We start from the raw sequence: 24,474 nt of genomic DNA, 5'->3' as shown, positions 1-24,474 counted from the left end.
CATGATAATTTCACGTACAGCTTGTACATCTACAACATTTCGTCCATCACAGGCTATCCAATTCTACCTCGGATGCAATAAACCGATACTGCCCGCCGCCGATCTCGATCGCGCGTGCTAGAAGTGATTCGGCGTTCGTGCGGAAGGTCAATGCGGTGATGCCCGGCTCTACTGCCTGTACAAAGCTAAAATAATGCTTGCCAATTCGCAGTGTATTCGGTGCGGATTGTTCCTTTTCCAGTCCGAATAGCTCATGCCAGTGAGTAGCGGCAGCTTCTGGATTGACTACGCCGAACAAAGCCGACAGCAATTCCGTGTCACCAGCAGGATGTGGCGCTACCAGACCGGTACGGGTTAATTGATCCAATCGCTGCTCATCATCCCCACTCCATTGAATGAAAAAGGGATACGGCAACCCTTCAAAATCACCGCCGATCATAAACATACGCCATTGAATCAAATGACCGGACGCATCACGGCGTTCGCCATCCAATATGTCCGATACTTGTAGCTCATGCTGCTGTAACGATTGCCACACGGCATCAATATCATCGGTTCGTATAGCTACTCGGCTAAACCGCTGATATACCGGCAATTCAGTCAGCGCATCCCGCACAACTACATGCGATGGATCAGCAGCCTGTACCTTATCGCGATCTTCAATACCGAGAAACTCAACATATTCCAACCCGAAATAACTAAGCGCATTGTACGTTCCCCATTTGGGATGAGATCCACCGCGAAAGGCATGCAGTCCATATTGCTGAAACGTATCAATGGCTTCGTCGAGATTGTTTACATAATGAACAGTGTGATCCCAGCGCAGCGGATGTCCCGCCTTGCCTGATGTAGATATTACATGATTATCGTTATGTTCGCTCATGATTGATCCCTCACCTTCTCACGTTTGCTCGTCATCTTCTATTGCGTATTAGCTTGCTGACTGCTCATTCTATACTATTATCTATCCCTCAACAAAAGCAGTCGATTTCATACAATAATAAACCAAATCCAAATCAACGACACCTTCATCGGTAAAATCTTATATCTACATTCAAATGTCTTTCTATTCTCTCCATTAGCTAAATTCATCCGTAATATCCTGCCAGTCTTCCAGATTCGGCAATTGCTGCCGACCCCAGTAATCCAGAAAATATTGAATAATAACCGATGGATCTGCGGTTGTGTAACTGTAATGTCGGAAGCCACGTTTCGTCTGCGCATCGTGCAAACGAATCTCAGCTACCATCTGTCCCTGCTCTTGTAATGCAGCTGTCTGCATATAGATGCTTCCTTGCAACGGCTCAGATGGCTCTAGCACGATGTAATCCTGCAACTCCAAATTGGTGATCAATTCTACGAATAGTGACCCGTTCAGGCTGTCATTTTCATAGGTAGTGCCATTACTTTCTAGTGTATAACGCACTGTAGAATCCATATAATCCCCCTCTGATATGTAGGATATGGCTCATTTACTCATTTCATAGTTCGTTTATATGATTCTAACATGCTTACTCCACAAATGATCCCCCTGCGAAGTCCAGATTGCACATGTCTTCGCAGGGGGATTGTATATGATCATTGTAGTATAGACGCTGGCACTGGCGCTCTGTTCTATCTTTTCGTTTTACTTCTTCACAATTTGTAGCTTCACGCTTGTATTGCTATATACTGGCTTCACTGTGTAGCCCGCTGGCAATCCTGTTGTTTGAATATAAGTGAACCTACCATACTTTGGTGATGCATCGCTGACAATGATTTTGCTATTGTTTGTCGGAACGTATCCTTTTGCAAAATTCAGCTTCAGCTTGCCGCCATAGCTGGCAGTACCATTGATACTAAGTAGATCGGAGGCGCTGCCGATATTCAGCTCCAATGTACCTTTGGCAGATTGTTGATAATCTCCACCGATGACCATCCAGCCTTGGACATTCTCAACCAATGTGCCGCCTTCATTACGCACATCGCCACGTCCAAACGCATAGCCGTGATCGCCTTCTAATGTACCGGCGAGCAGCGTCGTTGTACCAGTATAGCTGTTTTTACCAGTCAGATGCAGAGTACCTGTACCTTTTTTGATGAGACCGCCTTTGCCGGAAATGGCATTGCGCCAACTATCTTCTTGATAAAAACCGCCTTTGTACGCATCCATCGTCACAGTAACGTTCTGCACAAACGCTCCGTAACCATCAGCTGCGGCGAACAGATTAAGTCGCCCCCAGCCCTCTGGATCATCCAGCACCGGATAGCCGGAAGCCAATCCGGTTGTCGCCAGTACCCAGCGACGCTGTGTATCATCCAGATACGGTTGACGCGTTTCCAGCAATACTTCGGCACCTTTCGGTACGGACACAGGTTTGTTGGCTGCTGCTACTTGCGGGAAGCCATAAGTCAGACGCTCGGTATACACTTGCTTATTCGTGTTGTAGTTGCTGAAGCGATCCTTGGCAGTACCCGTCTGGTTCATCAATTCCTTTTGCGCTTGAGCGTATGCTGCCTGCTTCAATTCCTTGTTAGCCGGATCATTCAAAATCCCCGCTGCCAATGCCGTTGCCATCACTCTGCCACCCATCACATCGAATGGAGAATGCATTCCAGCAACGATCCGGTCATTCCCCAGCTCGGATGCTCTCGTCAACAGCTCCTGATAACGCTCCGGTATCGCATATGCCATCGCAAACGCACTCAAGTACGCCGCATTCGTATGTCCGCTCGGATAGCCGCCATCACTGGACGGATCGGACTTGATCTGTGGCACTAATGTCGGGATGACCGATGCTTCTGGACTCCAGCGGAATGGGCGCTTGTAGCTGAAATAACTTTTCGCCGGGTTGCTGGATGAATAATCGCCACGCAGCTTGTTTACTAGACCAACGACGCTGCCTAGACTGGAATTGGGGTCGCCCGCATTGTTGCCTTCATCGTCATACTTCTGACTAGTTGCATCTGCGGCGACGTCAGTAATCGTAGTCGTGGCGCCCGCTTCTTGACGATAGATATCAGTTAGCGTGCCAAGCCCGTCCATCACGCTATAGCTCTGATTGCGGCGATCATCCAGATATGCCTGCTGCTCTTGTGCAGCCGTGCGTTTACTGGCGATATTGATCACCTTCTGAATATTCATATTCAAAATAGAATCGTTCAACTTAGTGCCGGAATCCCAGCTCTGTCCCGGTGCCCATAGCTTGTTAAACCCGGACAAAGTACCAATGACCGGATTGCTATCCACAGTCAGCTTGTCCTTTATATTATTCTGATATGTATCGACAAAATAGCCCCATTCCGGCTTCACCGGATTGACATCGGATGGCTGATTCGCCGCATGTACATATGTACCGCCATACGTACTGCCAAACACACCTGCCAGTACGGACAAAGTGAGCGAAAGCTTCATAATGTTGGATGTAGATGATTTCATACTGGATGATTCCCCCTATATCTGAATGGATGTACCTTGATCATCGTACGGCAGATTTGTTAACGCTATACAGGGGGTTGATTGGCACAATGTTAACTGTCCCATTTTTCATCACATTTTGTCGAAAAGAAAAAGCCGGAAGATGCGACTGACTCGCACCATCCGGCTTTTTTCATATCCTTTGTTAGTCATCTCAGCCATCATTCATGACACATACTTACTGTATTACAATAAATACAGAATCAATAGAAATCAAGCTTTCAGCGCTTCTACCGTTGCTGGGTCGAGCTGTTCGCCGTTGCTAGCGATCACTTGTTTGTACCAGTGGAAACTATCCTTGCGAGAGCGGTTCAATGTACCATTGCCATCGTTATCTTTGTCCACATGGATGAAGCCGTAGCGTTTCTTCATCTCACCTGTTCCGGCACTCACCAGATCGATACAGCCCCAAGGCGTGTACCCGACCAACTCGACTCCATCGGCAATCGCTTCTTTCATCGCTTCGATATGCTGCTTGAGATAATCGATTCGGTACGCATCATGAATGGAGCCGTCCGCTTCGACCGTATCAACTGCACCAAGACCATTTTCAACCACCATGATTGGAATGCCATATCGGTTGTAAATATTGTTCATTGACCAGCGCAGCCCTTGCGGATCGATCTGCCACTCCCACTCGCTTGCTTTGAGATACGGATTTTTCAGACCCATCGACAAGTTGCCACCGATCTGCTCTTGCTCTGGATCGGCACTCACGCAGGTGGATGAATAATAGCTGCATGTGTAAAAGTCCACACGACCGTCACGCAGAATCTGCTCGTCGCCTGCTTCCATCACAATATTCAATCCCTGCTCGGCAAAATACCGCTTCGCAAAGCCAGGATATGCACCACGCACCTGTACATCTGAGCATAGGAAGTTAGTCAGATTGTCCTTTTGCTGAGCGAGTAGCACATCGTCCGGGTTCGCTGTCAGCGGATATGAACAGAGATAAGCGATCATACAACCAATTTGAAAATCCGGGTTGATCTCATGACCGAGCTTGACCGCTTTGGCACTTGCGATAAACTGATGATGCAGCGCCTGATATCGCTTCTGCTCATCATCCGGTCCAGCACCCAGTTCTTCACTTTGCTCCGGCGGAATCGCTCCAGCAAGAAACGAGCCAAATGGCATCGTGAGAATATTGATCTCGTTAAAAGTCAGCCAGTATTTCACAGTGTCTTTGTACCGGTTGAACAATGTTTCACAGTAACGAACATAGAAATCCACCAACTGGCGATTCGTCCAGCCGTTGTACGTTTTCGCCAGTGCAAACGGAGCTTCATAGTGGCTAATCGTGACCAGTGGTTCGATATTGTGCTTTTTCAATTCAGCGAAGACACGATCATAAAATTGCAAACCTTCTTCATTCGGCTCCGTATCATCGCCATTCGGGAAAATACGCGACCAAGCGATAGACATACGGAATACTTTAAAGCCCATCTCACCGAACAGTGCAATATCTTCCGCATAACGATGATAATAATCAATCGCCTCATGACTTGGATAGTTGCTACCAACTTCTTGTTCCAATGTAACCCGGCGACGCGTCGTGTGCGTGCCTGCAGTCAGCATATCCGATGTGCTCAGTCCTTTGCCTGCTTCGTTATAACCGCCTTCCAGCTGGTTGGCTGCGGTCGCTCCGCCCCATAGGAAATTCTCAGGAAACTTCTTCACAAATGTGTTCATACAAATTCCTCCTTGGTTGTATGGTAATAGAAGATAGCGGTAAGTATCGTAATGAGGTATGCCGGATCACATACCGATCTGATCCGCAATGTATACTGTGTCTATTCATGATGCAGATAGGCAAAGCAATGATCGTGATGCATGACGATTATGCTGTCATACACCACGATACATAGCTGGTTTTATTGTATAGTTATGCTGCTATAGATTCGCCATATAGACGATTTGATGCGTTTGATTTGATTCAATCGTTGGATGAAAGGATAACGTTGAATGCGTTCGATTAGATCACAACCGTCAGCAGATCCTCTTGATAACTCACCGATTTTTTCTCCGTTTCGATTACATCCAGATAGTTGCCGGAGTTAGAGATAATGATCGGAGTTGTCAGCACATAACCGGCTGCTTTGATCTCTGCGACATCAAACTCCATCAGCAGATCACCTTGTTTGACAGTATCGCCTTGTTTGACATGCGGGGTGAAGAATTTACCTTTCAATTTGACGGTGTCTTGACCGACGTGGATCAGAATATCGACACCGTTGTTGCTCGTAATACCGATTGCGTGACCGGAAGAGAACAGCGATGTCAGTACGCCATCTACCGGAGAATATACTTTGCCTTCGATTGGCTCAATTGCAATACCTTTACCCAGTGCGCCAGTGGAGAATGCTTCGTCTTTTACTTGAGACAGAGCGATAACATCGCCTTTCAGCGGGCTGAATACTGTTTCTTGTTTTACGAGTACTTCGGTTGTTTGTACATTCGTTTTGGCAGCATCGTCTGGTGCGTCGTCTGTCAGTTTAGTGAAGAACATGAACACGAAACCGAAGATGAAGCTGACAACCATACCGATCAGGGCGCCATAGAAACCGGAATCGAAACCGTTCGGACCGATATAGGATGGGATACCGAATACACCGAGACCACCGATAATATATGCTTTCGTACCCATTACACCGATGATCGCACCACCGATAGCACCTGCAATACAGCTCAGTACGAATGGACGTTTACGCGGTAAGGTAATACCGTAAATCGCTGGTTCTGTAACACCGAAGATACCGGAAATGAATGCTGGAATCGACAATGATTTGAGTTTGGTGCTTTTTGCTTTGATCAGAATAGCGAGTACAACACCTGTTTGTGCGAACGATGCGCCGAACATACCAGCCAGAATCGGATCGTAACCGAGGCTGGTCAAGTTGTTGATCGCGATTGGCACGAAGCCCCAGTGCAGACCGAAGATAACGAACACTTGCCAGAACGCGCCCAGCAGCAGACCAGCTACAATTGGACTCAGGTTGTAGATCGCCAGGAAGCCTGCACCGATCAGGTGACCTGCCCATGTTGCGATTGGACCGATAATGATGAATGCCAGTGGAATCGTAATCAACAGCGTGCAGAACGGAACCATGAACGTACGAACAACACTTGGAATGATGCGTTTGAAAAATGCTTCAATTTTGGAACCGAGATACGTCGACAAAATGATTGGAATAACGCTGGATGAATATGTCATCAGAATGACGGGAATACCTAGGAATGTAATATGAACCGGTGACTCAAACGGTGTACCGGTAAACAGCGTATATAGTGGATCGCCAGCAGTGACTGCGGTCAACGTTGGGTACACAAGCGCCGCACCAATCGCCATACCGATAAATATGTTGGCATTGAATTTCTTCGCCGACGTGTAGCCGAGGAAGATCGGGAAGAAGTAGAACAGACAGTCACCAATGGCATTTAAAATAATATACGTACCGGATGTGTTCACCAGCCAGCCGAGCGATACGAACAGTGCAGTCAAACCTTTGATCATACCAGTCGCTGCCAGTACGCCCAGTGTTGGTGCGAATACGCCAGAGATCATATCGATGAAACGGTTGAACAGACTCACTTTCTCGCCGGAATCGCTTACATTTGTAGAACTCTCACCACCAAAACCACCGACTGCATTCACATCTGCATATACGTCAGGCACATGGTTGCCGATGACGACTTGGTATTGTCCGCCACTTTGGATCACAGTTACAACGCCATCCATATTTTTGAGTACATCGGTGTTGGCTTTGCTTTCGTCTTTCAGTTTGAAGCGCAGGCGGGTGATACAGTGAGCGAGACTGTTTACATTTTCTTTGCCGCCGACATTTTGGATAATATCCTTTGCGAGTTGTTCGTATTTCATCGTATATTCCTCCCTGAATGAAGTTCCATATAAAAAGGCGAAACCAAACAGATCTTCTATAAGGGCATGACCCTTACAGCGTCTCGTGTTGGTTTCGCCTGCATTACCAGTAACAATCCAATGATTTTATTCAGTTGTATCGTTGGTGATTCGCTGAATATGAATGGTGAGGTATAGCTTCTCCTCATCCGTCAATTCGGTATTGAGATATTTCTCCACCTTCAGCATGCACTGGTAGGCGGGTTTGTATTTACTTTTGACCTGGCGAAGCAGGAAGTCATCTTCCAGCACCCGTTTATGGGGCTGTGTCAGCCGTTGAAAGAAGAATTTCAGATGCGTAATGAATCGCTCGTAGCTGATCGACTGCTCATCCAGTTCAATATTGTACGTGTACTTGATAATGTTGAGAATGTCTTGAATTTTCTCCGCCTGAACGGCGACATTGTTGAACTTGTTACTTGAACCGTTCAGTTCGGCGTTGACCAGATGAAGCGCAATGTTGGCAGCTTCGTCCTCCGGGAGCTTCTTGCCGAGAGTCGATTCGATGAATTCCAGCGCCTTCACACCGACCCGATACTCTTTAGGATAAAAGCGCCGGATCTCCCAGCTGAGCGGGTTCGTATTGAAGATGCCTTCATCATACATGCGCAGTGCGTTGTTCATATGGTCGGTGAGCGTCACGTAGATGTAATCGCTCAATGTGCCTTCCAGATTGTTCTTGCCGTACTCGATAATGTCGTAGCAGACGGAAATGTATTCCGGCGGTACGTCTTCCAGTAGTAGCTTGAACTTCTCAGAGGCTTCCTTTTGTTGCAGCACGAAGATTTTCTCAATCAGGCTCTTGTCTACCGGCTCACCGGCGCTCTTCTTAAAAGCGATTCCACGTCCCATAACGACAAATTCCCGTTTGCCCGGATCACTAGCAATGATGGCATTATTGTTGAAAATTTTCTGGATAATCATCCAGGCTGCCCTCCTTATCCCGTATAGGTGTACATCAGGACTCAGATGCCGGACGAACGTTCAGTTACAGCTTGAAGTATGAAGATCAGCAAGGTCCTTATTATTCATGTCATGCAATCTTCCTGGCGTCCAATACAAGCGTATGATGAGATCATGTAACTGTATCTGCACATCACTCTTTCCGTTGTGAAATGGGCGGGAATGGAATCCTCAGCCTGCCAGGACTAGATATTGAAAAAGGCAAAACCCAACACATGTAAAATAGCTCCAAACAAGCTGTACATGCACTGGGTTTTGCCTTTTCAGTAACAATCCCAAGGTTAGAATAACACCGATTGAATCATTTGGCAAGCGCTTTCTTTTATTTTGAAGTAACATTTTTTTATATGGAGATTTTCGGTATTGTTATATGATTTTTGATACAAATTGGATAGGAATATAAGGGCATATTTTGGCAAAATAAAAAACCAACATTCATTGTACATGTTGGTTTTATCGTATGGAGCCTAGGGGGATCGAACCCCTGACCTCATCGCTGCCAGCGATGCGCTCTCCCAGCTGAGCTAAGGCCCCTCATATGTAATTATTATACTGTTGATCAACTTCTATAATATATCACATGCTCTTAACTCGGTCAATACTGCCTTTATAGCTATAGGATCGTATCTCTATAATCAATGTGAATCGTTCCACGCAATTGAACATATTCTATTACATAGAACATACTACATTACTATATATGATCCAGCTAGTAGCATTAATAAATAAAGAAACCTTTGGCTATACAGAAAATTACCTGTATGCCAAAGGCTTCTTCACTTTGATTGTAAACCGTGATAAATAGAATCCATTCGAGCGGTCAGCACATTCTTTTCAACTACATTCAAATCAATCATGCTCAAACCACATTCAACTACAAACTACAAAATGCGACCACTCTCATTCGTCTCAACTATGCTGCTTAGATCAACTTCGCTAGTTTCAGCAAGCGCTGCATCACAGTAGCTGTCTCCGCTCTACTCATTTGCCCAGTGGGATTCAGCAGTTTGCCATTTCCCTGAACGACTCCAGAAGACAAGGCTGCCTGTGTTGCCGACTGTGCCCAGGAAGCGACTTTGCTCTGATCGGTATAAGCGCTCAGTGTAGCGCTGCCGGTGTTCTGTTGCAGCTTCACGATATCCATCGCCCGTTGCAGAACAACGAATGCTTCCTGACGAGAAATCGTTTGGGTCGGACGGAATGTGCCATTTTCATAACCAGTGATCAAATTGTATTTGGTTGCTGTCGCTACGGCACCCATATACCAATCAGATGATTGCACATCGGTAAATTTGGACGTAGTGCCTGTATCCGACAGACCGAGTGCTCGTACTAGAATTGCTGCAAACTCCGCTCTGGTCACGTTGCTATTCGGATTGAAATGTGTGCTGTCCACGCCGTTTACGACCAGACGCGAAGCCATATCATTTACCGCCGTCTTCGACCAGTGATTGGCGACATCTGCGAATTCTTTTGGATTCCAGATCAAGCCGTAGTTACTGTTGGTCAAGCTGTTCACAACCGCATAATATTGCTCGCCTTGTTGGGAAACAGCGGTCGGGACGTGATGGATATTGCCCTGCTCATCTACGACAATCGCTGTAGTGATGCGATTGGGATCGTAATCTGACGGAATCGGCAGTTCGCGTTTCACATACGTGGTAAACTCACTAACTGCCGACGTCTGTCCGTTCAAGGACGCGGTAATTGTGAAATCCACCGGCGGTTGTACGACGGTAAAGTTATCGCGGCTTGCACGATTGGTAAATGCCGTCGTTACCGCATCTGTACTGCGGGTAATCGCGATATTCACGTTTAGCTGATCGGGATTGGCATTGCCGCCCAATTCCCCTGCCAGTTGCTGTACGCGCAATTGCGAAGATGGCAAAGTATAGTTACCAAGACCAGTTTCGATGCGCAGTGTTGCTTGTGCACCAGCCAGAATCTGTACCGCTTCGCCAGTCAGTACGGTATTGATCTGATCTGCGCTTGCACGCACCGGAATGATTACTTGTGGTGCATTGCCTTCATTCGCCAGTAAGGTTCCCAGCTTGTCGGTATCGACCGTAGCGGTGAATACAGCTTGACCGCTTTGTTGATTGAGTGTACCTGTGGCGATTTGTTCAATTTGGCGTCCATTAACGATAATCTCAAAATCGTTTGGCGTTGGTGGAGTCGTTCCGCCAGTACCTGTACCGCCACCAGTATTTGTGCCAGTATCGGAACCGCCGGAGCTATTGCCGCCGCTGCTACCGCTGCTGGAATCGGATTTTTTGTCGCGTTTGATCGTAATGGTGTACGTTTCGGTTGTACCATTTTGCGCTGTTACGACAATGGTGATGACATTCGTTCCAACGGATAGTGTAATAGGATCGGAAGTTCCACCATCTGCCAGCGCATTGCCATTGATCGTGATCTTCGCATCCGGGCTGTATACGGAAGCTGTTACCGTCACGCTATTAACGGAATTGTTTACCGTCATAGCGTAATTCGTAATCTGTGGATCAAAAGCAGGGCTAAGTGTCACACCATTCACAGTCAATGCTTTCAAATCTGCCAGACTGGAAGCGGATTTCGCTTTGACTGTCAGATCGAATGTTTTGCTGTTCACTGCACTGCCACGAGTAACTTTGACAGTCAGACGAACGGTCTGATCTCCTTCATTATACGTGCTACGAGTCACCGTACCGTTATTGCTAATTCTTTGCGTATTGCTTGAATCCCAAGTGATCGTTGTATTGTTACTGCCTGTGGTGGACAGTCCTACATTTTGCGTTACAAAGGCAGCACTATCTCCCGGTGCATACTGGACTTGCAATGCTGCTGTATCTTCATCGACCGCCTGTTGATCAGTAATCGCCAATGCTTTGACGAGAACGGTAAATGTTTTGACTTTCAGCGATGAGCCTTTCTGAATCAGAGCATTGAGTGTGACGGTTGCATCCGAACTTGGATAGGAAGGTCGGGTAACTGTACCATCGTTCTGGATCACATCTGGGTTGCTGCTAACCCATGAGATCATCGTTGCATGGTCCCCATTAAGCAGCAGATTCAGATTTTGGGTGACGGAATTGCTGCTATCTCCCGTTGCATAGCCGATTTGTAACGCGTCATACGTTTGGCTAACGGCATCTGCATCTGTGATGTCATTGCGTTCTACTTTGATGCTGTACGTTTGGGTAGCTCCGTCTGACATCGTAATAACAACAGGAATCGTATTGCTTCCTACAGACAAAGGAATCGTTACTGCGCTGCCGCTTGTTGTACTAGTACCGGCAACCGTCAGTGTCTGCGGTGTTGCGACTGTGGTTGGGGTTATTTGAATACTGGATGACGCATATTCAACGGTTGCCGAATATAGCGTTTGATTTGTGTCAAAGGTCGGTGACAGTGTGCCTGCACTAATCGTCAAATTACTCAAATTCGGATTCTGCAAACGTGTAATTTGAATCGTGTACGTTTGGGTAGCCGAATTTTGCGCCGTTACGACGACCGTAATCGTATTCGTGCCAGTACTCAGTGTAATATTGCCGGATGACGTTCCACTATTCACGCTGTTGCCATTAACAGTAACTGTAGCATTATTGTCTGCTACGGTCGGCGTTACAGTCAGACCAGTTGTTCCATTCTCAACGGTAGCTGTATAGCTGGTTGTGCCTGATGCGAACACTGGTGACAGTGTACCTGCACTAATCGTCAGACCGCTCAGATTCGCATTGGAACTGGCTGCTCTCGTGATGCTAATCGTATACGTTTTGGTTGTGTTACCATCCTGCGCGGTAACGGCTACCTGCACAGTATTAGTACCTACAGCGAGTGGAATGCTGCTTGAACTGCTACCGCTCGTCGTTGCGGTACCATTTACCGTAATCGTCGCGTTGCTGTCTGACGATGTTGGTGTAATGGTCGTACTGGTCGTCGAATTGGTTACATTGGACGAGTAATTCGTTGTCGTTGAGCTAAAGGTCGGTGCTAAGGTGCCCGCGCTGATTGATAGAGCGCTCAAGGTGGCATTGGCACTTGCCGCACGCGTTACGATGATCGTATACGTCTTGGTCGTTGATCCATCCTGCGCTGTGACAATAATCGGTACAGAGTTGCTACCAACTGCCAGCGGTACACTTTGCGCACTTCCGCTTGTTGTCGAGGATCCATTTACTGTTACCGTCGCATTTGCCTGATTGACGGTTGGCGTAATGTTAATGCTGGATACGCTGTTAACTACATTGACGGAATAGTTCACTGTATTGGACGCAAACGTTGGCGCCAAGGTGCCCTGGTTCACTGCCAGACCGCTGAGAGTAGCATCTGTACTTGCTGCGGCACGCGTCACCGTAATCGTATACGTTTTGGTGGTGGATCCATCCTGCGCGGTCACGACGACCGGAATCGAATTGCTACCAACGCTGATATTGACTGCATGCGCACTTCCGCTCGTGGTTGTAGAGCCGTTCACGGTTACCGTTGCATTTCCCTGATTCACGGTTGGCGTGATGCTGATACTGGTTACGTTATAAGCGACACTGACGTTATAACTAGTCGTTCCCGATGCAAATGTCGGAGTGAGACTGCCCTGATTCACAGCCAAATTGTTGAGCGTCGCATCTGTGCTTGGCGCAGTGGCGCGTGTGACCGTTAATGTGTAGGTTTTGGTCGTTGATCCATCTTGTGCTGTAACTACCGTACTAATTGTATTGTTACCACTTGCTAGCGGAATAGAGCTGGATGCACTACCGCTCGTAACGGTTGTTCCGTTAACTGTTACCGTAGCATTCGTGCTGGAGGTGGTCGGCGTTACCGTGATGCTTGTTGTTGCATTGGTTACACTTGCCGTGTAGCTGGTTGTACCTGCGTCAAATGTAGGCGTCAACGTACCTGCACTAATTGTAAAATTGCTCAAATTCGCGTTTGTACTCGCGGAAGCGCGTGTGACCGTGATCGTGTACGTTTGGGTCGTGCTTCCATCTTGCGCCGTAACTACAACTGGAATGGAGTTGCTGCCCACCGACAGAGAAACTGCCTGTGCACTTCCGCTCGTGGTCGTAGTGCCGTTCACTTTGATTGTGGCATTTGCCTGATTGGCGGTTGGGGTTACGTTGATGCTAGTTACCGTATAATCAACGGTCGCCGAATAGCTCGTTGTTCCAGAAGCAAAGGTTGGAGTGAGTGTTCCTTGATTAATAGTGAGAGCGCTGAGCGTCGCATCGGTTGAAGCCGCTGCACGCGTCACGTTGATTGTGTAGGTTTTGGTCGTACTGCCATCCTGAGCGGTGACAACAACTGGAATGGAATTGCTGCCCACGCTGAGTGATACAGCTTGAGCGCTTCCACTCGTGGTCGTTGTACCGTTGACTTTGATTGTGGCATTCGCCTGATTGGCGGTTGGGGTTACATTGATGCTGGTTACACCATAATCAACACTTGCTGAGTAGCTGGTTGTACCAGAAGCGAAGGTTGGGTTTAGTGCACCTTGGTTGATGGCGAGATTACTGAGGGTTGCATCAGTGGAAACTGTTATAGCCTGCGTTCGTATGACTCCCGCACTTCCTGACGAACTTCCTACGATGACAAATAAATTATCATTGGTAGCTATACCATATAAATCCAGATCGGTATTTGATGCTTCAGTAGTCCATGAGGTTGCGTTAGACGATACAAGGATTAGACCGCTTGAAGATACTGCTCCGCCAACGATGACATACTTACTATTGCTATAACTAATATCATATAAAGGTACTCCAGAAGAAGCACTGATCGACTGCGTAGTCCAACTTGTACCGTTAGTAGAAGTTGCTATTAATCCGTCACTGGTTGCGTAAAAGGATCCATTCAAATATCGCACAGCGTACAAATTATTACCGCTGGCAATAGGTCCTCTACTCGTCCATGTAGCTGCATCCGGCGATGTATAGGCGACACCATTATTACCTACGGCTACGAACAGACTATTGCCGTATGCAATTCCGAGCAAATCCTCTGTAGCCGGTTTCACATTCGTCCATGTTGTCGCATCAGAGGAATAATAAATATTACCCTCGTTGGCTGCAATCACATAGGTAGAATTAGCATACACGACACCACTAAAATTAATAACTGAACTTGTAGTAATCGTACTTCGAGTCCAAGTAATAGCATCTGTTGATGTATATACACGACTCTGACTACCCACAACAACCCATTTTCCGCCGCCGTAGGTGATATTTAGAAACGTATCCGTAAAACTCGAATCGACTGTTCGTTCGGTCCATGTAGACGCATCAGTAGACGTTACTACTTTTCCACTAGCAGCGGCGCCTACCCACATTCCATTCCCATAAGCGACTTTATAAATAGGATTCGTTGTATTTGATGTTGCTGAGGACCATGTTGTTGCAGCAGATGCCGATTGATTACCAATCAATCCGAATGATGTAAAAACGAGTACAAAGACAAGCAAAACACATACCATTTTTTTCTGTCTGAGATTCTTTGTCTTCACCAATGCCATACCCCTTCCTAATCGATCAGTAATGCTTCAAAATACTACAAACAACGACTTAGAAAATAAGCTTACATATAAGATAAGTTATTTTTGCTAAAAAAAGAATATGTTTTCAAAAAATATATTTTGTAACTAGTGGAATATTTTTGAATTTTTGATTAGAATGAGTTTATCCTACGGAAAGGAGAGATAAACAGATGAATGTAAAAGCCGCAACAGAGCAAGATGCGAGCTTTTTATTCGAATTGTTTGCATCTCAGAAAATAGCAGAACTTGGTCTGGATCACTTGGAACCTTCTCTTAAAAACAGCATTATTTCTATGCAATGGAATGCCAGAAATCAAAGTTATCTTCAAACTTTCCCCGGTATGAAGCATTTTATTATTATGCACAACAATGAACCTGTCGGTTCACTCGTCACGAATGACACACTTCAGGAAATACACATCATCGATATTTTGATCTCCCCATCTTTCCGCAATCTCGGTATTGGTACACTTCTTTTAAAACAATTGCAAAGCGACGCTTCTCAGCAAAACGTTCCTCTTCGTCTTCATGTTGCACTGAATAATGCAGCAAAACGATTATATGAACGAATGGGATTTTATGTTTATCAACAAGACTCTGTATATTTATCCATGCAATGGCTACCGAATTCTCTTTCATTTACACAACTCACTAATTAAGACAAGAGTTTACTAAATTCAAAAGCCAGGAGTGAATAGAATGAGCGAGGCATTCACAGGAGAAATTCGAATGTTTGCAGGTACGTATGCACCGGAAAACTGGGCTTTTTGCAATGGTCAACTATTGAATATCGCTGGTAATGAAGCACTCTTCTCGCTGATCGGTACTACTTATGGTGGAGATGGACGTACTACGTTTGGTTTACCCGATTTGCGTGGTCGGGTTCCTCTTCATATCGGAACATATGCAGGCAACACATATACGTTAGGTCAAAAATCAGGCACAGAAACAGTCACCTTACAAACAGGTGAACTTCCTTCTCATACACATCCAGTAATAGCCACTTCGGATCCTGCTACATCTGCAAATCCAGCTGGTAACACCTGGGCTACAACATCTACAAACCTTTACTCCAATGCAGCGGCGATAGCTCCAAGCGTAATGGATCCATCTGCAATCTCCTCCGTTGGAGGTAGTCAATTACATGACAATATGATGCCTTCCCTCACAATTTCTTTTATCATCAATGTAAGTCAAGGAACATTCCCGCCAAGACCTTAATTTTTATTTTAAAGGAGGAGTATGTTATGGATCCGTTTTTGGGCGAGCTTCGTATTTTCACGTATGGTTTTATTCCTAGAGGATGGATGGCCTGTAATGGACAATTGTTGTCAATTAGTCAAAACACAGCATTGTTTGCATTACTAGGTACAACATTCGGTGGAGATGGAAGAAATACATTTGGCTTACCTGATCTACAGGGACAAGTTCCACTTGCAGTAGGAACTTCCACTTCTGGCATCGCCTATACATGGGGACAAAAAGCAGGCGAAGCTGCTCATACGTTGACTGTCAATGAAATCCCTAGTCATACTCACACAGTATCTGCTTCTTCTGCAACCGCCTCTTCCAAAACACCAACCGGAAGCTCTTGGGCTGTTCCTACCCCCAATGTCTATAAACCGCGCGCCAGTTCAACCGCAACTACACTAGCTACAGAAGCACTAGCTATTACAGGCTCTAGTACAGGGCATAACAATATGCAACCTTTCCTTGGATTGACGATTTGTATTGCAACAGTTGGTATTTTTCCTTCTCGTTCTTGATATTATGGTTTGTCGTCCAAGCAAATGAGCATAGAGATATATCTACGTTACAAAACCAATGATTCTATCACTTATGGAGGTATACAATTATGGCTGATCCGTTTGTAGGTGAAATTCGTATATTTGCCGGAAACTTCGCTCCGCAAAACTGGTTTTTTTGTCAGGGGCAAGAACTTAGTATCAATAGCTATCAGCAGCTGTATACTATTGTTCTCAATACGTATGGTACGCCTTCCAGTTCATCCGTATTTAAATTACCTAACTTGCAAGGCAATATACCGATTCATCAAGGGACAGGCGCTAATCCAACATTGACCAATCGGACGCTGGGAAGTAAAACGGGAACAGAAACGGTAACATTAACCCCATTGCAAATCCCTTCTCATACACATAATCCGCAAGGAAGAGCAACGCCTGGTAATGTGACTTCGCCAAACGGCGCTTTGTGGTCACAGTCTCCAAAAGTAGGTCCGTCTCAATCACAGATCAATGTATATGGACCAGCTGGTTCTACCACAGCTATGGATCCCACGATTATACAACCTGTTGGTAGCGGTCAAGCTCATAACAATATGCAGCCTTACCTGGCACTTAATTTCATTATTTGTTATAACGGTGAGTACCCTATGCGTCCTTAATACATTTTTTAACTCAAAACGGATTCATCACCTATCTTGATTGCATATTCCATATATGTAGTAAACTACTGACTTAGCAAAACCTTTATCGACATTGAGAGGGTATATCAACTTCAATGACTCCGATAAAGGTTTTTTGCTGTATCCATGTACAGCGCGTAATATACCTCTTCGCTATGCCAATCTTTACATTTCCTCACTCCATTCTCCCCACTGTGTGACAAGCCGGTGACAGTTAGAACATTGCGTTGACTTCCGTTCTGCGAGTACTGGTATAATAATGATATTGGGTATTTTTTCATAACAAACCGGAGGGCGATCATGCAGTTTTCTTCTCATTTGGGATCTGTTTTCGCGAATGAAATTGAGCATGATCCGATTCGGACATACCGATACATTGGGAAAAGAGGCGGATACTTTGAAACACAAAGCTCTTGCCAGAGCAGGACTTGGACTGCTGATGGTTCTTGTTTTTCTAACTGCTTGCGGGCAACCGAAAGAAACACGGGCGGATATTTTCAATCCAAATGGGATAAAAGTAATGCCGGTGCGGGATTCGTTTGGACAGATGGTCAATGTGCCGATTTCGCCTAAACGCATCGCAGTAACAGATCAGTTTGCGATGGATTATTTAAATGCGTTGGATGCTCAGGTATCATTGGCAGCCAAACCGGCTGGTGGCAGTTATACATTCCCTGCTTACACCGAGCAGGAACAACAAGAAAGTCTGACAGTGATCGAAACAGCAGACGGATCGCTTGATCCAAGCGCATTGTCCGGCTCCAAACCGGATATCATTTTCACCGATAACGGCGATCGCGCAACCTATGATGCGCTGACCAAGATTGCACCGACTGTGTATATCGATCCAACGCTGGACTGGCGTAGTGAGCTGTACATGTACAGCACGTTTCTGGATCGCGACACCGCTGCCAGACAGTACATGAATGCCTACCAGAAAGTTTCCAATGCTGCCAAGTCAGCGATTGCTCCGGTCATCGGTTCCGGTACAGTATCAGCTATACAAGTACAAAATGATGTTATGACAATCTTTGGCAGTACGCAGCAAGGTGTCGGTTCGGTATTGTATCAGGATATGGCACTCAAAGCACCGACAGGTATCAATACGAGCGCTGCTTCCACTCCAGTTACAATCGCACAGCTGCAACAGCTCAATCCAGATTATCTGTTTATATCTACTGGTATCAAAGACGATACGGTAGAAGCATTAAATAAACGAATGGCAGCTACGGCAAATGGTTCGCAATGGAGCGGATTGAAAGCTGTACAGGAGAAGCATGTGTATATCGTTGATCCGGGCTTTTTCAACGATACACCACCTGCCAAAACGTATGCGATTGAAACGATGCAAACAATGTTAACCAAAAAGTAATAGCATTGCATGACGATGGTACAGTCGCACAGTACAATAGTTATGAATTCGTATGAAATCGGTATTCCATATGCAAGCTGTATTTGCAAAAAAAAATGCAAGCTGTGTTCGCAAAAAACAGCTTGCATTCTTTTTTGCCGCGATGTATACTCTTAATTACGGTGATTCTTTCACCACTTCCTATCTCACACCATGAACCATCATCACGAAGGCAGGAAGTTACATAGTATTTGCGGTCGTGGCGGAATTGGCAGACGCGCACGGTTCAGGTCCGTGTGGGCTTACCCCCGTGGAGGTTCGAGTCCTCTCGACCGCATACCTATTATACGCACGACCCGTAATTGCTCCGGCAATTGCGGGTCTTTTTTGTATGTCCATTTATATGCTGATGTATGAAAAGAACGTTCAAGGTTGTTTTTGTGCATTTCAGCCGTATGTATCTTATGGCGAACGATTCGCATGGTACACTAAACGAGAGTCGCTTGTACGATAAAAGCTCTCTGGATCGCTGAAATAAAAAAGGTTCTTATGCTACTTCTTGTAAGTCAACTACACATGAGGCATAGAACAGATACGACCGTTCTTATTTCTACCTAGAATGTCAGTGAAGCATACGTATACTATCCAGATAGATGGGAGTTCTGAAAATGTACCGAATAGCCATTTGCGACGATTCTGAGCAGCAACGCGATCATGTACAGCATATGCTGACCGCCTTATCCGTGCGGACGGATATTGAATTTGAAATTACGGTTTTTCATAGCGGGGATGCACTGTTGGCACATTATGAACAGCAGCTTCCTTCCTTTCACGCATGGATTCTGGATGTAGAGATGCCGGGGCGCAGCGGGATTGAGACAGCGCGGCAGCTGCGAGCATGGAATCATCGGGATGAGCAGATTATTTTCCTAACGGCGTATCCGCAATATATGGTGGATAGCTTTGATGTGATTACGTTTCATTATTTGATCAAGCCGGTGCAGCAGGAACGGTTCGATGAAGTGCTATTGTCGCTGCATCGCCACTGGCAAGCACAAGAGCACAAATGGCTGGTGGTCAAGTCCGGTTATGATGAGATCGTGATCCGACATGAAGAACTGATTGCGATTGAAGCGGTCAAAAGTTTAACACTCAAAAATCGACTGCGCTTCATTACGACGACCGATGTGCATGAAAGTCGCGGCATTCTGGCGACATATGCGACTTCGCTGCGTGAGCATCACTTTTTGCAAATTCATCGTTCAGCGATTATAAATATGCGGCATGCACGTAAATTTGCTGGAAATGAAGTATACATGTCGAACGGCTTGCAGCTGCCCATCGGTCGCTCTCGGGTGAAGGAAGTGAAGGATGCATGTACCCGATTCATGATTATGGAGCTGGACTGAAATGGAGGTGTGATGGATGTATATCTATTATTTGTTATTGATTCTGTTGTTTGGCTTGCCTACTGCATGGCTGACACGCCTGTATTTTGATGTAGTGATTGGAAGCAACCATCGTCGACCGCACACCTATCTCTATGTGATCGCTTTTATCCTGCTGTACTTGGTTTATTATCTGATCAATCTACCTACCACATGGTCTTCGCTCATTGCGGTCTTGATGATTCTGTCCATGTCCTTGTCTTACCGTGCGCCTGTAGGGACATTGTTATTGTTTACCTTTGTTTATCTGGTATTGCAGACGATTGTGAATGCGCTGGGAGTGGAGATATTTTTCGATCTCTTCTCGTATTCTGTCGAGACACCATACGAGGTCATCCGTAGCAATTATGTCGGTTCATTCAAACTCATTGTATTCTCATTCTTAGTCATGTTAATGCTAGTACAACTCATTCGTTTACTGGCACATCGCCGCAATTACCCACTGCCACAACGATACTATTTGCTATTTTTGATCATCCCTTTATTATCTGTATGGCAGATCAACATGCAGTATATGTACAGCATTCGCAATGGATATTATGTTGTATCCGTGTTGGGATTGCTTTTTTTAAATGTATTTATCGTGTACCTATTCAATACGCTGATGGAACGGTTTCGGCTAATTGGACAGAATAGCGACTTACAGCGACAAATGGATTATCAGGATGCCAATTATGAGAAAACCGTTCATGCGTTTAAGGATATCAAGCGCATCATTCACGATACGAATCAGCATATGCTCTATATCGAAGAATGTGTACGCCGTCAAGAACCACAAGCAGCGCTGGAGCATATCCGCATTACACTAGGCAAAGTTGAAGAAACGTATCACCGCGTCAATACGGGCAATCTAGTCATTGATGCACTGGTCAGCAACACACTCAGCATTGCCAAATCCAACGGAGTCCGCACCGATACCCGGTTGCGATTGCATACGCCGGAGCTGCACATCGAGCGATATGATCTGTGTATTGTACTTGGCAATTTGCTCGATAATGCGATAGAAGCAAGCAAACAGGTGCGTCTTGCGGAAGATCGTCATCTGTCGATCAAGATTCATTCCAGCGAATCGGCGTTGTACATCCATATTGCCAATCATACCGATCGTCAGATTGAGGATTGGGATAGTAGTAAGCGCCAAGATGGATATCACGGTCTGGGCTTGACGAATATTTCGCGAATTTGCGAGAAGTATGGCGGTCATATGACGATGGAGTTTCACAATAAGCAGGTGGATCATATGGTTGTACTGCCTTTTTATGATGTCTGATCATAACGATGCAATAGAGTTGTATCCTTATATTCATGTACGTTCATATTGCTACCCAAATGTGTCGTTCAGGGGTGCTGATGGTCGTTTCAGCCCATCTTCTACTCTACTGTCCGCTTTGCAGTTATGCTGAGGATGTGTTCAAGAGAAACCATCATACTTCATAACGAAAAGGGGAATACCAATGAAACGTTCTACTCAGCGCATCATGAGTTCCGTCCTGCTCAGCGGTCTGCTACTGACTACCGTAACACCTGCGGGAGCAGCGACATCCACGGCTTCCACTACTACGGCGGCGCAGACGGCAGTATCTACCACAGCTACTAGCACTAACAAAGCAGCACAGCCTTCCGCAGCATTACAAGCTCGTGCACAGAAGCTAGCAAACAGCATGCTGGAGCAATATGGGATGAGCGGAATGCAATATGCGATTATGGATCATGGTCAGATTGTATTATCCGGCAGTGCGGGCGTAAATGACCGCAAAAGCAAACAGAAAATCACGAGCACCGACATGTTCGGTATCGGCTCCACTAGCAAAATGTATGTGACTGCTGCTACGATGCTACTAGCAGACGAAGGCAAAATCGATATCGACAAGCCACTGATCCAATACCTGCCGAACTTCAGTATGGCGGATGAGCGTTATCGCCAAATTACACCACGTATGCTGATGGATCATTCATCCGGCTTTTATGGCAGTCATTATGGCAACAGTATCATGTTCAACGACAACAATACGATCAACTATGATAGCCTACTGGACAATATGAAAACGGAAAAGCTAAAAGCCAATCCAGGTGCATTCTCCGTCTATTCCAATGATAGCTTCCAGATGCTAGAGAAGCTGGTCGAGCAAGTCGGCGGGATGCCGTACAGCCAGTTTGTCCGCGAGAAATTTAGCGAGCCGCTCAATCTACAATCGACCGCAACTCCGTTGGATGCATTTGACCGCAAAAAATTGGTAAAAACGTACAGTTCACCGGACAGTGTGAATGCCTTACCAGTGGAAAATACGAATATGCTCGGCACCGGTGGATTGTATGCCAGCGCTGAAGACATTGTTCGTTTTGCCGAAGTATTGACTGGTCAACGTACGGATATTCTGTCCAAAGAAGCGACCGACGAGATGGCAAAACCACAATATCGCAACGGCATCTGGGTGCCGGAAACGTCTAATATTTTCAACTATGGGCTTGGCTGGGATGCGATGAATCTCTCTCCATTTGACCGGTATGGTCTGAAAGCAATGACCAAAGGCGGCGATACGATTCTGTATCACTCTTCCCTCGTTACGATTCCGGGCGAGCGATTGAGTATGGCAGTCACTTCGGCTGGTGGTTCGTCGATATTTGATCAGGCGTATGCCACTACTGTGATGCTGGATCTGTTACAAGAAAAAGGCAGCATCAAAAAAATCCTGCCTGATCAACAGATCGACAAGCCTGCTAGTACGGTAGCAATGCCTGCGGAAATGAAGCAATACGCTGGTCTATATGCCGTAACTGGTGAAACATTCAACGTCGCATTCAGCAATAACAAACTGCATGTTGCCGCACAAATGTCTGGGCTTGTGCCAGAACAGGATTATATCTACGCTGGCAAAGGCAAATTCCGCAGCGAAGACGGCTCGGCTACCGTGAGCTTTGAGAAGCAAACCAATGGATTGACGTATATGAAGCTGGATGGCTATCTCAATCTGCCAAACCTCAGCCAATCGCATATGGTCATGTATATCGGACAAAAGCTACCTGTGCAAAAACTCGACAAATCGGTTCAACAAGCATGGGCGAAACGCGATGGCAAAACGTATTACAATGTCGATGAATTGATTCAATCGGTCTTTTACAGCGCTCCGTCGGTATTGACCAAAACGATCACGCTCGATAACAGCAAAAGCTATGCGATGGCAACCAAAATCGTGGACAGCAATCACAGTGTGAATACTTTGCAAATTCCAGTGATGAACGGTCGCGATACCTTTGATCTTGAATTCTACACCAAGCAAAAGAAAGAGTACGTCAAATCGACCACACAATCGTACATTAACGAGGACAACATCGATACACTGCCAGACAAGGCTTCTTCCGTTGTAACGCTGCCAGCTGATCATGTAGCTACATGGTTCAATATTGGCAAAGACACTGCTGGCAAAAAGCTTAGTGTCGATATCCCAACCAAAGGCGGATTCGTTGTATACACAGCGGACGGACAATTGTATTACTCGTCCATCAATAGTGGCAACAAACAAGTAACCTTGCCGGAAGGCGGCAAAATCGTATTAGGTGCCTCCGCCAATGCCGTTTTCAAATTACAGATCAAACAATAACGTTTATACGGTTGTATATGTCCTCAAATCGTATGCAACTCTCTATTGCACTACAATCATAAATCAACAAAAAGCATCATAAAAAAAGCATCATAAAAAAGCATCACTGCACGAATTCTCACATGAGATTCGTGACAGCGATGCTTTTTTGTTGCTATTGTCCTGATGAATGATACAATGATCAGTCCCGTTCGATATCTTCCATATCTCGACGTGTTTCGGATGCCGAAGAATTCGATTCGTGCTTGCGGATCGGCTTCTTGTCGCTCTTTGGTTCATCGCTCAGCAAGCCTTGCAATTCTTTCATAAACATGTTGATGTCCTTGAACTGGCGGTATACCGAGGCAAAGCGCACGTATGCTACTTCATCGACCGGATACAGCTGTTCCATCACCAGTTCGCCGACAGCGCGACTTTCCACTTCTGCGAGCGCAGTAGCGTACAGACTCTTCTCGACTTCGGATACGATTGCATCCAGCTGATCTACCGATACGGGACGCTTCTCGCAGGCGCGGATCAGACCGCGCAGCAGCTTGTCTCGACTGAACTCTTCACGGCTGCCGTCTTTTTTGATCACGATCAGAGGGGTCACTTCCACCATCTCAAACGTGGTAAACCGGCGGCTACAGCTTTCGCATTCCCGTCTCCGACGAATCGACTTGTTGTCGTTTGCCGGGCGGGAATCCAGCACCTTGGTGCCATTGTGACCACAGTAGGGGCATTTCACCGCTGTGTCACCTTCCTTTCATCACAAATGCTTCTTTGGCTTGTTGGATTGCGTGTCATGATACTTGTACAGTTTTG

16 protein-coding genes and 2 tRNA genes are annotated in these 24,474 nt (G+C 46.0%); 9 read left to right on the top strand and 9 right to left on the bottom strand.

Going from position 1 to position 24,474, the window contains the following annotated elements:
• Positions 1-46: 46 nt before the first annotated feature.
• The 8 genes from ACE3MZ_RS07695 to ACE3MZ_RS07660 form a co-directional block, all read right to left on the bottom strand.
• The gene (locus ACE3MZ_RS07695; protein WP_411345865.1) at positions 47-883 is read right to left on the bottom strand and encodes a VOC family protein; all 837 of its coding nucleotides are present in this window, start codon (positions 881-883) and stop codon (positions 47-49) included.
• 195 nt (positions 884-1,078) lie between these two features.
• Complete coding sequence (locus ACE3MZ_RS07690) at positions 1,079-1,438, bottom strand: hypothetical protein (protein WP_411345864.1); 360 nt, start codon at positions 1,436-1,438, stop codon at positions 1,079-1,081.
• Between the two features lie 189 nt (positions 1,439-1,627).
• Positions 1,628-3,418 carry a phosphatase PAP2 family protein gene (locus ACE3MZ_RS07685; RefSeq protein ID WP_411345863.1) on the bottom strand — a complete coding sequence of 597 codons (1,791 nt, stop codon included), beginning with the start codon at positions 3,416-3,418 and terminating at the stop codon, positions 1,628-1,630.
• 252 nt (positions 3,419-3,670) lie between these two features.
• Positions 3,671-5,149: a glycoside hydrolase family 1 protein gene (locus tag ACE3MZ_RS07680; RefSeq protein ID WP_411345862.1), complete on the bottom strand. Its 1,479-nt coding sequence runs from the start codon at positions 5,147-5,149 to the stop codon at positions 3,671-3,673.
• Between the two features lie 283 nt (positions 5,150-5,432).
• Positions 5,433-7,337, bottom strand: coding sequence for a beta-glucoside-specific PTS transporter subunit IIABC (locus ACE3MZ_RS07675; RefSeq protein ID WP_411345861.1), 1,905 nt, complete (start codon positions 7,335-7,337; stop codon positions 5,433-5,435).
• Positions 7,338-7,463: 126 nt separating this feature from the next.
• Positions 7,464-8,300: a BglG family transcription antiterminator LicT gene (gene licT / locus ACE3MZ_RS07670; protein WP_411345860.1), complete on the bottom strand. Its 837-nt coding sequence runs from the start codon at positions 8,298-8,300 to the stop codon at positions 7,464-7,466.
• Between the two features lie 500 nt (positions 8,301-8,800).
• Positions 8,801-8,873: transfer RNA gene (locus tag ACE3MZ_RS07665), tRNA-Ala, on the bottom strand.
• Positions 8,874-9,261: 388 nt separating this feature from the next.
• Positions 9,262-14,817, bottom strand: coding sequence for a cadherin-like beta sandwich domain-containing protein (locus ACE3MZ_RS07660; protein ID WP_411345859.1), 5,556 nt, complete (start codon positions 14,815-14,817; stop codon positions 9,262-9,264).
• Positions 14,818-15,017: 200 nt separating this feature from the next.
• On the opposite strand from ACE3MZ_RS07660, the gene ACE3MZ_RS07655 reads away from it, so the two are divergent.
• The 9 genes from ACE3MZ_RS07655 (at position 15,018) to ACE3MZ_RS07615 (ending at position 23,670) form a co-directional block, all read left to right on the top strand.
• On the top strand, positions 15,018-15,506 hold the full coding sequence (locus tag ACE3MZ_RS07655) for a GNAT family N-acetyltransferase (RefSeq protein WP_411345858.1): 489 nt from the start codon (positions 15,018-15,020) through the stop codon (positions 15,504-15,506).
• A gap of 40 nt (positions 15,507-15,546) precedes the next feature.
• The gene (locus ACE3MZ_RS07650; RefSeq protein ID WP_411345857.1) at positions 15,547-16,068 is read left to right on the top strand and encodes a phage tail protein; all 522 of its coding nucleotides are present in this window, start codon (positions 15,547-15,549) and stop codon (positions 16,066-16,068) included.
• A gap of 26 nt (positions 16,069-16,094) precedes the next feature.
• Entirely contained in the window at positions 16,095-16,613 is a 519-nt protein-coding gene (locus ACE3MZ_RS07645) for a phage tail protein (RefSeq protein ID WP_411345856.1), read from the top strand.
• Positions 16,614-16,702: 89 nt separating this feature from the next.
• On the top strand, positions 16,703-17,251 hold the full coding sequence (locus ACE3MZ_RS07640; RefSeq protein WP_411345855.1) for a phage tail protein: 549 nt from the start codon (positions 16,703-16,705) through the stop codon (positions 17,249-17,251).
• Positions 17,252-17,669: 418 nt separating this feature from the next.
• Positions 17,670-18,644, top strand: coding sequence for an ABC transporter substrate-binding protein (locus ACE3MZ_RS07635; RefSeq protein WP_411345854.1), 975 nt, complete (start codon positions 17,670-17,672; stop codon positions 18,642-18,644).
• Positions 18,645-18,876: 232 nt separating this feature from the next.
• Positions 18,877-18,960, top strand: a tRNA-Leu gene (locus ACE3MZ_RS07630).
• Between the two features lie 331 nt (positions 18,961-19,291).
• Positions 19,292-20,032, top strand: coding sequence for a LytR/AlgR family response regulator transcription factor (locus ACE3MZ_RS07625; RefSeq protein WP_411345853.1), 741 nt, complete (start codon positions 19,292-19,294; stop codon positions 20,030-20,032).
• A 16-nt stretch (positions 20,033-20,048) separates the two neighbouring features.
• Positions 20,049-21,341: a GHKL domain-containing protein gene (locus tag ACE3MZ_RS07620; RefSeq protein ID WP_411345852.1), complete on the top strand. Its 1,293-nt coding sequence runs from the start codon at positions 20,049-20,051 to the stop codon at positions 21,339-21,341.
• A gap of 184 nt (positions 21,342-21,525) precedes the next feature.
• Positions 21,526-23,670 carry a serine hydrolase domain-containing protein gene (locus tag ACE3MZ_RS07615; RefSeq protein ID WP_411345851.1) on the top strand — a complete coding sequence of 715 codons (2,145 nt, stop codon included), beginning with the start codon at positions 21,526-21,528 and terminating at the stop codon, positions 23,668-23,670.
• A 181-nt stretch (positions 23,671-23,851) separates the two neighbouring features.
• Here the strand turns inward: ACE3MZ_RS07615 and nrdR are convergent, their stop codons facing one another.
• Positions 23,852-24,397 carry a transcriptional regulator NrdR gene (gene nrdR / locus ACE3MZ_RS07610; protein WP_411345850.1) on the bottom strand — a complete coding sequence of 182 codons (546 nt, stop codon included), beginning with the start codon at positions 24,395-24,397 and terminating at the stop codon, positions 23,852-23,854.
• Between the last annotated feature and the right edge of the window lie 77 nt (positions 24,398-24,474).

The sequence above is a fragment of the Paenibacillus sp. WLX1005 genome, from assembly GCF_046603685.1.
GTDB lineage: Bacteria > Bacillota > Bacilli > Paenibacillales > Paenibacillaceae > Saccharibacillus.
The sequence above is the reverse complement of the archived record's forward strand: the minus strand, read 5'-3'. Positions and strand labels throughout refer to the sequence as shown.

Coding starts and splice junctions, on each gene's coding strand:
- ACE3MZ_RS07675 (WP_411345861.1), bottom strand. CDS start 7,337: ATGAAATACGAACAACTCGCAAAGGATATTATCCAAAATGTCGGCGGC.
- ACE3MZ_RS07690 (WP_411345864.1), bottom strand. CDS start 1,438: ATGGATTCTACAGTGCGTTATACACTAGAAAGTAATGGCACTACCTAT.
- ACE3MZ_RS07620 (WP_411345852.1), top strand. CDS start 20,049: ATGTATATCTATTATTTGTTATTGATTCTGTTGTTTGGCTTGCCTACT.
- ACE3MZ_RS07645 (WP_411345856.1), top strand. CDS start 16,095: ATGGATCCGTTTTTGGGCGAGCTTCGTATTTTCACGTATGGTTTTATT.
- ACE3MZ_RS07615 (WP_411345851.1), top strand. CDS start 21,526: ATGAAACGTTCTACTCAGCGCATCATGAGTTCCGTCCTGCTCAGCGGT.
- ACE3MZ_RS07650 (WP_411345857.1), top strand. CDS start 15,547: ATGAGCGAGGCATTCACAGGAGAAATTCGAATGTTTGCAGGTACGTAT.
- ACE3MZ_RS07695 (WP_411345865.1), bottom strand. CDS start 883: ATGAGCGAACATAACGATAATCATGTAATATCTACATCAGGCAAGGCG.
- ACE3MZ_RS07680 (WP_411345862.1), bottom strand. CDS start 5,149: ATGAACACATTTGTGAAGAAGTTTCCTGAGAATTTCCTATGGGGCGGA.
- ACE3MZ_RS07685 (WP_411345863.1), bottom strand. CDS start 3,418: ATGAAATCATCTACATCCAACATTATGAAGCTTTCGCTCACTTTGTCC.
- licT (WP_411345860.1), bottom strand. CDS start 8,300: ATGATTATCCAGAAAATTTTCAACAATAATGCCATCATTGCTAGTGAT.
- ACE3MZ_RS07640 (WP_411345855.1), top strand. CDS start 16,703: ATGGCTGATCCGTTTGTAGGTGAAATTCGTATATTTGCCGGAAACTTC.
- ACE3MZ_RS07655 (WP_411345858.1), top strand. CDS start 15,018: ATGAATGTAAAAGCCGCAACAGAGCAAGATGCGAGCTTTTTATTCGAA.
- ACE3MZ_RS07625 (WP_411345853.1), top strand. CDS start 19,292: ATGTACCGAATAGCCATTTGCGACGATTCTGAGCAGCAACGCGATCAT.